The organism is Pseudomonas sp. 2835, from assembly GCF_050435905.1.
Taxonomy (GTDB): Bacteria; Pseudomonadota; Gammaproteobacteria; order Pseudomonadales; family Pseudomonadaceae; genus Aquipseudomonas.
In genome coordinates this window covers 195,702-209,836 of record NZ_JBNDLE010000004.1, presented here as the reverse complement: position 1 = coordinate 209,836, position 14,135 = coordinate 195,702, and the positions used below count along the sequence as shown (strand labels likewise).

Sequence of the window (14,135 nt, the reverse complement as noted above, 5' to 3'; positions counted from 1 at the left end):
GCCCGGTGCTGCCGGATCGCGCCCATGGGCCGGTCGAAATTAGCGGGTGACGCCACGGGCGTCGCCCTTACAGGTTGACGAGGGTGCGGTATCGGGGTGGCTCGCTGCAGGCGGGCGCCGGAGCCGCATCTTCATCGCGTCATACACGAATTGAGCTCAAGGGCATACGCGCGAGCCGGCAGCCATAGCCTGCCGGTCGCCGCTACTGGAGAAAGAAAGCATGAGCAACTGGTTAGTAGACAAACTGATCCCTTCGATCATGCGTTCCGAGGTGAAGAAGAGTTCGGTCCCTGAAGGCCTGTGGCACAAGTGCCCGTCCTGCGAGGCCGTGCTGTATCGTCCGGAGCTGGAAAAGACCCTGGATGTCTGCCCTAAGTGCAACCATCACATGCGTATCGGCGCCCGCGCCCGTATCGACATCTTCCTCGATGCCGAAGGCCGCGCCGAGCTGGGCGCTGACCTGGAGCCGGTCGACCGCCTGAAGTTCCGCGATGGCAAGAAGTACAAGGACCGCCTGACTGCTGCCCAGAAGCAGACCGGCGAGAAAGACGCACTGATCTCCATGAGCGGAACCCTGCTGGGCATGCCGATCGTGGTCAGCGCCTTTGAATTCTCCTTCATGGGTGGCTCGATGGGCGCCATCGTCGGCGAGCGTTTCGTCCGTGCCGCCAACTACGCCCTGGAAAACCGCTGCCCGATGGTCTGCTTCTCGGCCTCCGGCGGTGCGCGCATGCAGGAAGCGCTGATCTCGCTGATGCAGATGGCCAAGACATCGGCGGTACTGGCGCGTCTGCGCGAAGAAGGCATCCCGTTCATCTCGGTGCTGACCGACCCGGTCTACGGCGGCGTTTCCGCCAGCCTGGCGATGCTCGGCGATGTCATCGTCGGTGAGCCGAAAGCGCTGATCGGCTTCGCCGGCCCGCGGGTGATCGAGCAGACCGTACGCGAGAAGCTGCCAGAAGGCTTCCAGCGCAGCGAGTTTCTCCTGGAGCACGGCGCCATCGACATGATCATCCCGCGTCAGGAACTGCGTCCGCGCCTGGGCAACCTGCTGGCACAAATGATGGGCCTGCCGACGCCGAAGTTCGTCGCACCTGTTATCGAGCCGATCGTCGTGCCGCCGGCGCCTGCTACCGTATGACCCAACGTACCCTTGGCGACTGGCTCGCCTACCTCGAGCAGTTGCATCCGTCGGCCATCGACATGGGCCTGGAGCGTTCGCAACAGGTCGCTGCGCGGCTCGGGCTGGGCCAGCCGGCGCCACGGGTAATCACCGTGACCGGCACCAACGGCAAGGGTTCGACCTGTGCCTTCGTTGCCGCGTTGCTGCGCGCCCAGGGCCTCAAGGTCGGCGTCTACAGCTCGCCGCACCTGCTGCGTTACAACGAGCGGGTGCAGATCAACGGCGCTGAAGCCGGCGATGAGCAACTGTGCGAAGCCTTCGCCGCTGTCGAAGCGGCCCGCGGCGACATCTCCCTGACCTACTTCGAAGCAGGCACCCTGGCGGCGTTCTGGCTGTTCAAGCAGGCGGCGCTCGACGCCGTGGTGCTCGAAGTCGGCCTGGGCGGGCGCCTGGATACCGTCAATATCGTCGATGCCGACCTGGCGCTGGTCACCAGCATCGGCGTTGACCATATCGACTACCTGGGCGATACCCGCGAGTTGGTGGCCTTCGAGAAGGCCGGGATCTTCCGTGCAGGCAAGCCGGCCCTGTGTGGCGACCTCAACCCGCCGCAGCCGTTGCTGGACAAGGCCCACTCCTTGAACAGCCCGCTGTTTTTGCGCGGTCGCGACTTCGACCTGGCCAGCACCGAGCAGTACTGGCAGTGGCGCGGGGTCAATGCCCGCGGCGAGGTGGTCGAGTTGCAGGATTTGCCGTTGCTCGACCTGCCGATGGAAAACGCCGCCCTGGCGCTGCAGGCCTACCTGCTGCTCGACCTGCCGTGGGACGCGGGGCAGATCACCGAGGCTTTGCGCAGCACGCGCATGGTCGGGCGCCTTGATCGCCGGGCTTTCACCTGGCAAGGCAAACCTTTGACTATCCTCATGGATGTCGGGCACAACCCGCATGCTGCCGAGTACCTGGCTCAGCGCCTGGCCGCCCGGCCGCCGCAGGGCAAGCGCCTGGCGGTGTTCGGTTTGCTCGCCGACAAGGACCTTGACGGTGTGCTCAAGCCGCTGCAGCACCAGGTTCAGGCCTGGGCCGTGGCACCGCTGGACACCGCCCGCAGCCGGCCGGCTGCCGAGTTGCAGGCGGCGCTAACGAACCTTGGCGCTGCGGTGCAGTCTTACCCCAGCGTTGCCGCCGCGCTGGAAGGGCAGTGCGCGCAGGCAACGGCGGATGACGAAATCCTGCTGTTCGGATCATTTTTCTGTGTCGGCGAAGCCTTGCAGTGGCTCGACCGGCAGGCCACGGAGGACGGGGCAAATGGCATTGCTGGATAAAGTGGTCAAGCAACGCATGGTCGGGGCGCTGGTGCTGGTGGCACTGGCGGTGATCTTCCTGCCGATGCTGTTCTCGCGCGAAGACGAAATGCGCCAGGTGCGCGTCGAAGCCCCTGAGGCTCCGGCCGCGCCGAGCCTGCCACAAGTGCAGGTGGAGCCTGTGCAAGTCCCGGAGCCGCAGGTTCTGGCTGAAGAGCCGGTGATTGTCGAGCAGCCTGCAGCTCCGGTGCAGGCGCCGAGCACACCGATTGCCCCGGCGCCCACTGCTACGCCAGCGCCGGCTGCACCGGCTGTCGCTGCAAAACCCGCTACGCCAGCGCCAGTCAAGGTTGAAGCCAAGCCAGCGGCCACGGTCGCTACCGCGGCCAAGCCAGCAGCTGGCAAGATCGACGCCAACGGCCTGCCGGTCAGCTGGTCGATCCAGATGGCCAGCCTGTCCAATCGGGCCAGTGCCGACAACTTGCAGAAAACCCTGCGCAGCCAGGGCTACAACGCCTATATCCGTTCGGCCGAAGGTATGAACCGGGTGTATGTCGGGCCGTTGATCGAGCGCGCCGAGGCCGAGCGCCTGCGCGATGTGATCAACCGCCAGCAGAAGCTCAAGGGCTTTGTCGTACGCTTCCAGCCCGAGCGCAGCTGAACCCTTGCCGCCCGGCCCGTACCGGGCGGTAAATCACTGCTTACCGACAGCCCGTTGCTCTGGTAAAATGCGCCGCCTTATCCGTTTGCAGGCAACACTGTGGCATTTACCTGGGTCGACTGGGCGATTCTCGCGATCATCGCCATTTCTTCGCTGATCAGTCTCAAGCGCGGCTTTGTCAAAGAGGCCTTGTCGCTGCTTACCTGGATCATCGCCGGTGCCGTGGCCTGGATGTTCGGTGGCTCGCTGTCGCAGTACCTGGAAGCTTATATCCAGACGCCTTCGGCCCGGGTCATCGCCGGATGCGCCATTCTTTTCGTCGCCACCCTGCTGGTGGGGGCCATGATCAACTTTCTCATCGGCGAGCTGATTCGCGTCACCGGGCTGTCCGGGACCGACCGCTTCCTGGGCATGGCCTTTGGTGCCGCCCGTGGGGCCTTGCTGGTGGTAGTGGCTGTCGGGCTGTTGAGCCTGGGGCCGGTACAACAGGATCAGTGGTGGCAGGAGTCTCGCCTCCTGCCACAATTTCTATTGGTGGCTGACTGGTCGAAAAACCTCATTCTGGGGTTCACCAGTCAGTGGCTAGCCAGCGGGATCAGCGCACCGGCTGATCTCCCGTTCCAGGAACAGCTGCTGGGGCCCAAAACGCCTTGAGCGCTTTTCAATCCAGTTTCATTAAGTAGGGGTTGCGTCGCATGTGTGGCATCGTCGGTATCGTCGGTAAGTCGAACGTCAATCAGGCGCTGTATGACGCGCTAACCGTCCTCCAGCACCGCGGCCAGGACGCTGCCGGTATTGTGACCAGCCATGATGGCCGGTTATTCCTGCGCAAGGACAACGGCCTGGTCCGTGACGTGTTCCAGCAGCGCCATATGCAGCGCCTGGTCGGTCACATGGGTATCGGCCACGTGCGCTACCCGACCGCGGGCAGCTCGACCTCGGCCGAGGCCCAGCCGTTCTACGTCAACTCGCCCTACGGCATCACCCTGGCGCACAACGGCAACCTGACCAACGTCGAACAGCTGGCCAAGGAGATCTACGAGTCCGACCTGCGCCACGTCAACACCAGCTCCGACTCGGAAGTGCTGCTCAACGTCTTCGCCCATGAGCTGGCGGTGCGTGGCAAGCTGCAACCGACCGAAGAAGACGTGTTCGCCGCAGTCACCGACGTGCACAACCGTTGCGTCGGCGGTTACGCGGTGGTGGCGATGATCACCGGCTACGGCATCGTCGGTTTCCGCGACCCCAACGGTATCCGCCCGATCGTGTTCGGCCAGCGTCACACCGACGAAGGCGTCGAGTACATGATCGCTTCCGAAAGCGTTTCGCTGGACGTGCTGGGCTTCACCCTGATCCGTGACCTGGCCCCGGGCGAAGCGGTGTACATCACTGAAGAGGGCAAGCTGCACACCCGTCAGTGCGCGACTAACCCGCAGCTGTCGCCGTGCATCTTCGAACACGTCTACCTGGCCCGCCCCGACTCGATCATCGACGGCGTCTCGGTGTACAAGGCGCGCCTGCGCATGGGCGAGAAGCTGGCCGAGAAGATCCAGCGCGAGCGCCCTGACCACGATATCGACGTGGTCATCCCGATTCCCGACACCAGCCGCACCGCGGCGCTGGAACTGGCCAACCACCTGGGCGTCAAGTTCCGCGAAGGCTTCGTCAAGAACCGCTACATCGGCCGTACCTTCATCATGCCCGGCCAGGCCGCACGCAAGAAGTCGGTACGCCAGAAACTCAACGCCATCGAGCTGGAATTCCGCGGCAAGAACGTGATGCTGGTGGACGACTCGATCGTGCGCGGCACCACCTGCAAGCAGATCATCCAGATGGCCCGCGAAGCCGGCGCGAAAAACGTCTACTTCTGCTCGGCCGCCCCGGCGGTTCGCTTCCCTAACGTCTACGGCATCGACATGCCGAGCGCCCACGAGCTGATCGCGCACAATCGCAGCACCCAGGATGTCGCCGAACTGATCGGCGCCGACTGGCTGGTCTACCAGGACCTGCCGGACCTGATCGAAGCGGTCGGCGGTGGCAAGATCAAGATCGAGCATTTCGATTGCGCGGTGTTCGACGGCAAGTACGTCACCGGCGACATCGACGAAGCCTACCTGGACAAGATCGAGCAGGCGCGCAACGACGCCTCCAAGGTCAAGAACCAGGCGGTCAGCGCGATCATCGACCTCTACAACAACTAAGTTAGGAGCAGCGGCATGACACAGGAATGGGATGCCGGGCGCCTGGACAGCGACCTTGAAGGGGTCGCTTTCGACACGCTGGCGGTACGCGCCGGCCAGCATCGCACGCCGGAAGGTGAGCACAGCGATCCGCTGTTCTTCACCTCCAGCTACGTGTTCCGTACGGCGGCCGATGCCGCCGCGCGGTTCGCCGGCGAGGTTCCAGGCAACGTCTATTCACGCTACACCAACCCGACCGTGCGCGCGTTCGAAGAGCGCATCGCCGCCCTTGAAGGCGCCGAGCAGGCGGTTGCCACCTCCACCGGCATGTCGGCGATTCTTTCGACCGTCATGGCCCTGTGCAGCGCTGGCGACCATGTGCTGGTGTCGCAGAGCGTCTTCGGTTCGACCATCAGCCTGTTCGAGAAGTACTTCAAGCGCTTCGGCGTGCAGGTCGACTACGTGCCGCTGACCGATCTGGCCGGCTGGGACCAGGCGATCAAGGCCAACACCAAGCTGCTGTTCGTCGAGTCACCGTCCAACCCCTTGGCGGAGCTTGTGGATATCGCTGCCCTGGCCGAGATCGCCCATGCCAAGGGCGCGCAGCTGGTGGTCGACAACTGCTTCAGCACCCCGGCCTTGCAGCAGCCGCTGAAGCTGGGTGCCGACATCGTCGTGCACTCGGCAACCAAGTTCATCGACGGCCAGGGCCGTTGCATGGGCGGCGTGGTTGCCGGGCGCAGCGAGCAGATGAAGGAAGTGGTGGGCTTTCTGCGCACCGCCGGGCCGTCGCTGAGCCCGTTCAACGCCTGGATCTTTCTCAAGGGCCTTGAAACCCTCAACCTGCGCATGCGCGCTCACTGCGCCAATGCCCAGGCCCTGGCCGAGTGGCTGGAGCAGCAGGACGGTATCGACAAGGTCCACTACGCGGGCCTGCAGAGCCATCCGCAGCATGAGCTGGCCAAGCAGCAGATGAGCGGCTTTGGCGCGGTGGTGAGCTTTGAGGTCAAAGGCGGTAAAGAAGGCGCCTGGCGCTTCATCGACGCCACCCGGCTGATTTCGATCACCGCCAACCTGGGTGACAGCAAGACCACCATTACCCACCCGGGGACCACCTCCCACGGCCGTCTGTCGCCGCAGGAGCGTGAGGCGGCCGGGATTCGCGACAGCCTGATCCGGGTTGCCGTGGGCCTGGAAGACGTCGCTGACCTCAAGGCCGACCTGGCCCGCGGGCTGGCGGCGCTGTGATCGACTGGTCGGTGGGCGACAGCAGCCATAACGGTCGCGTCGCCCTGGTCACCGGGGCCGCGCGGGGCATCGGCCTGGGCATTGCCGCCTGGCTGATCAGCGAAGGCTGGCAGGTGGTGCTCACCGACCTCGACCGGGCCCGTGGCGCGAAAGTGGCCAAGGTGCTCGGCGACAATGCCTGGTTCGTTGGCATGGATGTCGCCGACGAAGCCCAGGTGATGACTGGCGTGGCCGAAGTGCTGGGTCAGTTTGGCCGGCTTGATGCCCTGGTGTGCAACGCGGCGATTGCCGACCCGCACAACACCACCCTCGAAAGCCTGAGCCTGGCCCACTGGAATCGTGTGCTGGCGGTCAACCTCGGTGGCCCGATGCTGCTGGCCAAGCACTGTGCGCCGTACCTGCGCGCCCACGGCGGGGCGATCGTCAACCTGGCCTCCACCCGCGCTGCGCAATCAGAACCCGACACCGAGGCCTATGCCGCGAGCAAGGGCGGGCTGCTGGCCCTGACCCACGCCCTGGCCATGAGCCTGGGCCCGGAGATTCGCGTCAACGCCGTCAGCCCCGGCTGGATCGATGCCCGTGATCCTGCCCAGCGCCGTGCCGAGCCCCTGAGCGAAGCCGACCATGCCCAGCATCCGGCGGGCAGGGTAGGGACGGTGGAAGACGTGGCGGCGATGGTGGCCTGGTTGCTGTCGCGCAACGCCGGCTTCGTCACCGGCCAGGAATTCGTGGTCGACGGCGGCATGACCAAGAAGATGATTTATCGGTAGCGGCAAGCGACAAGCTTCAAGCGGCAAGATGTCCGCGTTGTGCTTTTGATTTTGCTTTTTCTTGGGGCTTGCAGCTTGAAGCTTGAAGCTGTTTTTTTCACCTCCGTGAAAAAAACTTCAATCAGGGTATTGACTTAGGTTCGATACCTGCGTAAATTTCGCCACCTCAGCGAAGCACACGGGTGATTAGCTCAGCCGGGAGAGCATCTGCCTTACAAGCAGAGGGTCGGCGGTTCGATCCCGTCATCACCCACCACTTCCTGAGATGTTCCTGGCCCGACACTTTCGCAAGAAGGTGTTACCAGAGAGGAACAGGACGCAAGTCCATATGCGCAGCGGTAGTTCAGTCGGTTAGAATACCGGCCTGTCACGCCGGGGGTCGCGGGTTCGAGTCCCGTCCGCTGCGCCACTTTTCTCCAGATCGGTTTAGCGACCGGTTTGAGGTTCCAAGGCCAAACAGCCTTGTAGCCAGATCCCAGTTTCAAGCGGGCGCAAGCCTGTACGATACGCAGCGGTAGTTCAGTCGGTTAGAATACCGGCCTGTCACGCCGGGGGTCGCGGGTTCGAGTCCCGTCCGCTGCGCCATCTTCGCTTCGAGGCCCTTGAACTCCTCGAAGCAACAAAGAGAGCGACCTGAGGTTGCTTTTTTTGTGCCCGAGATTTGCAGCCTTTGCGCAGCTCGGGTGAGCACGACACGCAGCGGTAGTTCAGTCGGTTAGAATACCGGCCTGTCACGCCGGGGGTCGCGGGTTCGAGTCCCGTCCGCTGCGCCATATTGCAGTACCAAAGAAAGCGACCTTCGGGTCGCTTTTTTTGTGCCTGAATTTCGGCACTGTGGTGCGGTCATCGCCGGCAAGGCCGGCCACAGGAGCGCGGTGTACACAAAACTTGTGGGAGCTGGCCTTGCCAGCGATGAGGCCTACTTGGTCTACATCCAGTCCTCACAACCGTTATGCTAGAGCCTCCAGTCTTCCACTGAGGTTCAGGATGAACAATCTTCAAGACTTGATCGCGGTCATCACCGGTGCCGGACGCGGCCTGGGGGCAGCGCTAGCCATCTCCCTGGCCGACGCCGGTTGCAAGGTGGTGCTCTGTGGCCGCAACGAAGCAGCACTGGCCCAAGTCGCTGCCACGATCGAAACCCGCACCGCTCAACTGCCATTGACTGTCCAGGTCGACCTTGCTGACAGCGCCAGCGTCACCTGCGCGACGCAAGCCATCAGCCAGCGCTTCCCCACTATCGACCTGTTGATCAACAACGGTGCCATGTGGCTGGAGCAGAACGAGCAGGGCTATTCCCCGGAAGACGTCCACGGCGTGATCAACGCCGCAGTCACCGGCACCTTCCTCTTCACCCAGGGCCTGCTGGCGTCCCTGCGCCGCTCCCAGCGCCCGGACATCGTCACCATAGGTTCGATCAGTGCGCTGCCCAACGCCGCCTTGCACAGCGTCTCAGTGCCGTTCTACGCCGCCAAGCACGCCCAGCGAGCCTTGGCCGAGGGCTTGCGTCAGCAACTGGCCGGTACGCCGATCCGCTCGCTGTGCGTGCACCCGCCGTACCTGGACGATATCTCCCCGACCGAACCTGCCTGGGAGGCAGCCGCCCAGCGCCAGAAGGGCGAGCGCGGCACCAACCGTGACGTGGTCGAGGCCGTATTGTTTGCTGTGACCCGGCCGCGGCATGTGAGCCTGTCGTCGATCGTTATCGATAGCGACGACGGCGGCTTGTTCGGCTGACCTGGCCGTCAGACCCGAAAGCGCGCCACCAGTTGTTGCAGTTCGCTGCCCAGGCGCGCCAGTTCCACCGAAGAGGCGGCAGTCTGCTGCGACGCGGTGGACGACTGCTCGGCAACGTCGCGCACGCTGAGCACGCTGCGGTTGATCGATTCGGCGACGCTGCTCTGCTGTTCGGCGGCGGTGGCGATCTGCAGGTTCATGCTCTGGATGCTGGTCACGGTCTGGGTGATGGCCTGCAGTTCGATCCCGGCCTGGTTGGCCAGCTCCACCGTGTCGCCGACCTGCTGCTGGTTGGCGTGCATCATCTCGGCGGCCTTCTGTGCTCCCTGTTGCAAGGACACGATCAGTGTCTCGATCTGCGCTGTCGATTGCTGGGTGCGCTGGGCCAACCCGCGAACCTCGTCGGCAACCACGGCAAAGCCGCGCCCGGCCTCGCCCGCGCGCGCCGCTTCGATGGCGGCATTGAGTGCCAACAGATTGGTCTGCTCGGCAATGGCGTTGATCACTGTCATTACCGTGCCGATGCGCTCGCTTTCTTCCGACAACAAACTCACCGCGCTGGCCGAGTTGCCGATGTCATTGGCCAGCTGGCCAATCTGGCTGAGGGCCTGCTGCACCACACGGTTGCCCTGTTTGGCCTGGCTGTCGGCCTGACGCGTGGCTTCGCTGGCTTCTTCGGCGTTGCGTGCAACTTCCTGTACGGTAGCGACCATTTCGCTCATCGCCGTGGCCACTTGGTCGGTTTCGACCTTCTGGCTGGTGATACCGGCGCTGGTCTGTTCGGTGATGGTCGACAGCTCTTCGGCGGCGGTCGACAGCTGGCGGGTGACATGCCCGGCCTGGCCAAGCATTTCCCGCAGGTTTTCACCGCTTTGCGCCAGCGCCTGCAGCAACTGGCCGAACTCGTCGCGACGCGGTTCGCTGGCGCTGTTGGTCAGATCGCCTTCGCCAATGCGCCGGGCAATTTCCACGGCCTGGCGCAGCGGCTGGGTAACCTGGCGGATGATCAGTGCACTGATCAGCACGCCCAGCAGCAGGGCGGCGAACAGCAAGGCGAGCATCAGGCTGCGGCTGTCGCTGGACTCTTCGGTGCTCTTCTGGTTTTGCAGGGTGATCAGCTGGTTGATCGCCTCCAGGCCCTGGTGCACGTTCTTGAGTAACTGGTCGTGAAGCTTGGTCTGTAACAGGGTGCCGCCGGTAGCTGCTTTGAGTTGTTCGAACTGGTCCAGGTACTGCTTGAGGGTGGCGCCAGTGGCCTTGAGCAGGCGCTGCGAGTCGGCATCGGGAAGGGCGGCGAGGTTTTCCTCGATTAAGCGACTGGCCTCCTGATGGGCCTGGGCCAACTGGCTGGCGAACGTGCCGTCGCGGCGTTGCTCGAAGCTCAGTTGGGCGGCGCGCATCTCATTGAGGTTGTCGAGGATGTAGTTGACCGACACCAGGCGGTCGGCGCGTTGGGTGAGGGTGTTCAAGCTGTTGATGGCGGTAATGGCGAGTAGCGCCATCAGCACCAGGATGGGCGCAAAGCCAAGCAGCAGCTTGATTTTCACAGATAGGTTTTTCACCGAAATAACTCCTGTCGACCGGTTGGCGGTGATGGCTAGTTGCCAGCGTAGTAGCAGAATGTGCAGGATAAAAGTCAGATGGATCCGATCTGCCGGTAGGGATTGAGTGAAGCGCCTGTGGGCTTATCGACAAGTGGTCAAACCCCGGCATCAGGGGCCGCCGCTGGCCACTTGCATGAATTTTCTGCGGTGATTGCCAGCCTGTGGTTTCAGCATTCCGTCGATGTGTTGCACAATAGGCGCCGACCGTTTCCTCAGGATTTGCAATGTCAAAGTCAACCGTCTGCGGTGCGCTCGGGCTGGCCCTTGTGCTGGCGGGTGTTTCCGGCTGTTCTTCGAAGAAAGCTGCCATTTACGAACACGAGAATTTCGACGACTCGGGTACCTTCTCGCGCAGCTTTCCGGTCAGTGAAGCCGGCACCTGCGAAGCGGCCCGCCGCGCCTTGCTCAGCCAGGGCTATATCATCACCAGCAGCGACGCTGGCCAGGTCAATGGCAACAAGAGTTTCCAGCAGACCGGCGATTCGCACCTGCAGATCAGCTTCAACGTGGTCTGTGCCCGTGACAGCGGCGACGAGCAGCGTTCGACCATGTTCGCCAACGCCCTGCAGGACCGCTATGCCCTGAAAAAATCCAACACCTCGGCCAGCCTTGGCGTCGGCGTGCTGGGTTCGGTATCGATGCCGATCGGCTCCAGTGACGACTCGATGGTCAAGGTTGCCAGCGAGACCGTGACCTCGGCCAAGTTCTACGAGCGTTACTTCGCTCTGGTGGAAAGCTTCCTGCCCAAGGAAACCAAGAAAAAATCCAACCCCAAGCCTGAGGCCAAACCGGCAGTGGAGCTGGGTGTGCCAGAGACTGCGCCAGCAGCACCAGCGGCGGCCCTGGCTCCGGTGCCCGCAGAGGCGCCTGCGCCAGCTGCACCGGTGCCTGCCGTACCGGTCAGCGAGCCTGCTCCGGCCCCGTCTGCCGAGGCGCCTGCCGCACCCGTGGTGGATGACAGCAACGGTTCGAAGCCGGTGCCGCCGCCAGCCGAAGCTGCGCCGATCAGCGTCCAGGACAGCACCACGCCGGCGGCGACCGAGCCGACCCCGACCATCGCCCCGGCAGCACCGGCCAGCAGCGAGCAGGCGCCGCTGTAAATTCTGCAGTCTCCGCTACGTTGTTTTGATAAGCGTCATTGTCATTTTTCTTTCATCACGGCACTTTAGGCTCGTTGATGAATCAATGACATGAATGAGAAACAACGGAGCAGACGATGGACGACTATCAAGAAGAACTACTCGAATACCGCGCCATTGAGCTCGACCCGGTCGAGCCCGCCGAAGACGCTACCGAGCTGTAATCAGCCGGTACGCCGCTGGCTGCGGCGAAACTCCCCCGGGGTGATGCTGTTCCAGCGCTTGAACGCGCGTTGAAAGGCCTCCGCCGAGGCAAACCCGAGCAAGTAGGCAATCTCGCCAAAGGCCAGTTCCGTGTCACGGATGTAGGTCATGGCCAGATCGCGCCGGGTATCGTTGAGGATGGCGCGAAACTGCGTGCCTTCCTCGGCCAGCTTGCGCCGCAGGGTCCAGGTCGGCAATTGCAGATGCCGGGCCACTTCCTCCAGATCCGGTTCCCGTCCGCCGTTCAATAACGGCCCCAGCAGGTGCGCGATGCGCTCGCCCAGGCTGCGAATCCGCGTGCGTTGCTCAAGCTCGGCCTCACACAGCTGCAGCAGGTGCTGCCAGGTGCTCGGGCAGTGCGCCGGGTTGCGCAGGGCCAGGTTGGCGCGGCTCAGGCGCAGTTGATTGGTGGCGGCGCCAAACTGCACCGGGTTGCAGCTCAAGGCCTGGTAGTGGGCGGCATAGGCGGGCGCCTCGAACTCGATCTCGACCCGTTCGGCCAGCAGCATCGTGCCCGCCAGGCTCGACAGCTGCGCCAGCCAGCCGGCCAGCAGCGAATCCACCACGAAGCGGTTATAGGCGTTGTACGGGCTGATCGAATAGAACCGTAGCCAGGCGCCGCTGCTGTCTTCATGAAAGCTTGAGTGCCCGCGGTAATTGGCCGCGTACAGCGGCTCGAAGCGCAACAAGGTGCGCGCCGCTTCGCCCACGGTGGGTGCTTGTGCCGCAGTAACGCCGGCCAGGCCGGCTTGGCCCAGGCGGCTGATGTGGCCCATGTGCAGGCCCAGGGCCGGGTCGCCGGTCAGTTCGATGGCGGCATGGCCCAGGTGCATGTAGCGCGGGATCGATAGGCGCGCGCCGGCTTCGGCCAGGCGCGCTGGCTCCAGGCCGTAGCGGGCGAGCAGGGCGGTAGGATCGATGCCGCGTTGCTGCAGGGTTTCGCTCAGCGGCTGGATAAAACCGACCGACAGGTCGCCCAGGCGCACGCGGGGACGGTTCATGCCCTACAACCAGACGTTCAGCAGGCGCGCACCAGTGCTGGCCGTGCCGCCCAGGTTCACCCCGTTGAGCTGGGCAAAGCCCTGGCCGTCGGCGGCCAGGTCCCAGAAGCGCCCGCGCAGGAATACGCTCATGCTGCTGACCCTGGCGGCGTTGGCGTCCAGGGTCAGGCGTTGCCAGGCCTCGCACTCGCTTACCTCACCGGGCTTGAGCGCCAGCGACGAGGCCAGGGGTTGGTGACGATTGCCGCGCCACGGCGCGTTCCAGCTGTCGTGGCCACTGAGGAACACCGGGTTGGCGACGATCTGGGCGAACTGATTGACCAGTTGCTGCTGGTTACTCGGGTACCAGCTGTCGCTGCCGATCAGCACGCCCAGGCGCCCGGCCGGGGTTTGCAATACTTGTGGGGGTTGATCGGTGCCGCTGCTGATAAAGCGCCGCACTTCACTGTCCGGATGCTGCTGGCGTTGCGGCTGGCCAAGCACCGAGCCGTCGCTGGCGAACACCAGGCTGGCGTTGTACAGGGGGCCTGAGCCGATGCGCAGGGTGCCGCGCTCGACATAAGGTTCAGGCAGGACGATGGAGCCGGCCACCAGGGTCACGCCAAATTCCTTGGCCAGGCCGCCAAACAGCTGCTGGTAATCCTCGGCCATCTGCCCGGCTTTCATCCGCAGGTGGGCATCGGCGCGGCGGTCGTCACCTTCGGCGCCGAGCATCGCCAGGCCGTAGCGCAGCGGGTTGCTCAGCTCCAGCCATTGCAGGGCTTCGCGGCGCTGGGTGACCTGGTACAGCTCGTTTTTCTCGCCACGGGCCCACAGCCAGGTGCCGATGTGTTCGGGCAGGATGACGATGGTTTTGGCGTTGACCAGGCCCTGGGCCCGAGCGTGCTCCAGGTAGGCGGCGAGCTTGCGGTGCAGGCGCTGCAGGCTCTGGTAGTCACCGGGGAACAGCTGCGGCTCGACGCCCAGCAGGTTGCCGTGATCGGCCGGCACGCCTTCGCTCAGGGCCAGCTCGATGCGCAGGTCCGACAGGTAGTGCCCGGCCGGGCGCTGCTCGGTCCAGAACCCGTAGCCACTCAGGGCGGCAATGACAACCAGCGCCAGGGCGCTTAACAGAAGTTTTCGCATGAAACGGGACAGCGCCGACAAGGGATTCGGCCCCTAGGGTAG

The 14,135-nt window shown here is 64.0% G+C and carries 12 protein-coding genes and 4 tRNA genes; 13 read left to right on the top strand and 3 right to left on the bottom strand.

Translation table 11 applies throughout. The features are described 5' to 3' along the window. Positions 1-220 precede the first annotated feature (220 nt). The 12 genes from accD to ABIE20_RS07185 all read left to right on the top strand — a co-directional run bounded on the left by accD (position 221) and on the right by ABIE20_RS07185 (position 9,020). Positions 221-1,141: an acetyl-CoA carboxylase, carboxyltransferase subunit beta gene (gene accD, locus ABIE20_RS07240; protein ID WP_429503966.1), complete on the top strand. Its 921-nt coding sequence runs from the start codon at positions 221-223 to the stop codon at positions 1,139-1,141. Beyond that, entirely contained in the window at positions 1,138-2,445 is a 1,308-nt protein-coding gene (folC, locus tag ABIE20_RS07235) for a bifunctional tetrahydrofolate synthase/dihydrofolate synthase (protein ID WP_429503964.1), read from the top strand. The genes accD and folC overlap by 4 nt, the downstream gene beginning before the upstream one ends. Then, entirely contained in the window at positions 2,429-3,085 is a 657-nt protein-coding gene (locus ABIE20_RS07230; RefSeq protein WP_429503962.1) for an SPOR domain-containing protein, read from the top strand. The genes folC and ABIE20_RS07230 overlap by 17 nt, the downstream gene beginning before the upstream one ends. Positions 3,086-3,184: 99 nt before the next feature. After that, positions 3,185-3,739, top strand: a complete 555-nt coding sequence (locus tag ABIE20_RS07225) for a CvpA family protein (RefSeq protein WP_045195095.1) — start codon at positions 3,185-3,187, stop codon at positions 3,737-3,739. Positions 3,740-3,780: 41 nt separating this feature from the next. Beyond that, positions 3,781-5,286, top strand: a complete 1,506-nt coding sequence (gene purF / locus ABIE20_RS07220; RefSeq protein ID WP_010223267.1) for an amidophosphoribosyltransferase — start codon at positions 3,781-3,783, stop codon at positions 5,284-5,286. A 15-nt stretch (positions 5,287-5,301) separates the two neighbouring features. Then, complete coding sequence (locus tag ABIE20_RS07215; RefSeq protein ID WP_429503960.1) at positions 5,302-6,513, top strand: O-succinylhomoserine sulfhydrylase; 1,212 nt, start codon at positions 5,302-5,304, stop codon at positions 6,511-6,513. Positions 6,514-6,524: 11 nt separating this feature from the next. Further along, a complete protein-coding gene (locus ABIE20_RS07210) occupies positions 6,525-7,283 on the top strand; it encodes an SDR family oxidoreductase (protein ID WP_429504275.1) in 759 nt (252 codons plus the stop codon). Between the two features lie 180 nt (positions 7,284-7,463). Beyond that, positions 7,464-7,539 (top strand) — tRNA-Val (locus ABIE20_RS07205). A gap of 76 nt (positions 7,540-7,615) precedes the next feature. Then, positions 7,616-7,692, top strand: a tRNA-Asp gene (locus tag ABIE20_RS07200). 99 nt (positions 7,693-7,791) lie between these two features. Beyond that, positions 7,792-7,868 (top strand) — tRNA-Asp (locus tag ABIE20_RS07195). A gap of 111 nt (positions 7,869-7,979) precedes the next feature. Next, positions 7,980-8,056, top strand: a tRNA-Asp gene (locus ABIE20_RS07190). A gap of 214 nt (positions 8,057-8,270) precedes the next feature. Then, complete coding sequence (locus tag ABIE20_RS07185; protein ID WP_429503958.1) at positions 8,271-9,020, top strand: SDR family oxidoreductase; 750 nt, start codon at positions 8,271-8,273, stop codon at positions 9,018-9,020. Positions 9,021-9,028: 8 nt separating this feature from the next. Here ABIE20_RS07185 and ABIE20_RS07180 read toward each other — a convergent pair whose 3' ends face one another. Beyond that, complete coding sequence (locus tag ABIE20_RS07180; RefSeq protein WP_429503957.1) at positions 9,029-10,582, bottom strand: methyl-accepting chemotaxis protein; 1,554 nt, start codon at positions 10,580-10,582, stop codon at positions 9,029-9,031. A 266-nt stretch (positions 10,583-10,848) separates the two neighbouring features. Between ABIE20_RS07180 and ABIE20_RS07175 the strand changes: the two genes are divergently transcribed. Then, the gene (locus ABIE20_RS07175) at positions 10,849-11,724 is read left to right on the top strand and encodes a DUF2242 domain-containing protein (protein WP_429503955.1); all 876 of its coding nucleotides are present in this window, start codon (positions 10,849-10,851) and stop codon (positions 11,722-11,724) included. Positions 11,725-11,927: 203 nt separating this feature from the next. On the opposite strand, the gene ABIE20_RS07170 is transcribed toward ABIE20_RS07175, so the two are convergent. Next, entirely contained in the window at positions 11,928-12,968 is a 1,041-nt protein-coding gene (locus ABIE20_RS07170) for an AraC family transcriptional regulator (protein ID WP_429503953.1), read from the bottom strand. A gap of 3 nt (positions 12,969-12,971) precedes the next feature. Further along, on the bottom strand, positions 12,972-14,093 hold the full coding sequence (locus ABIE20_RS07165) for a nitrilase-related carbon-nitrogen hydrolase (RefSeq protein WP_429503951.1): 1,122 nt from the start codon (positions 14,091-14,093) through the stop codon (positions 12,972-12,974). Between the last annotated feature and the right edge of the window lie 42 nt (positions 14,094-14,135).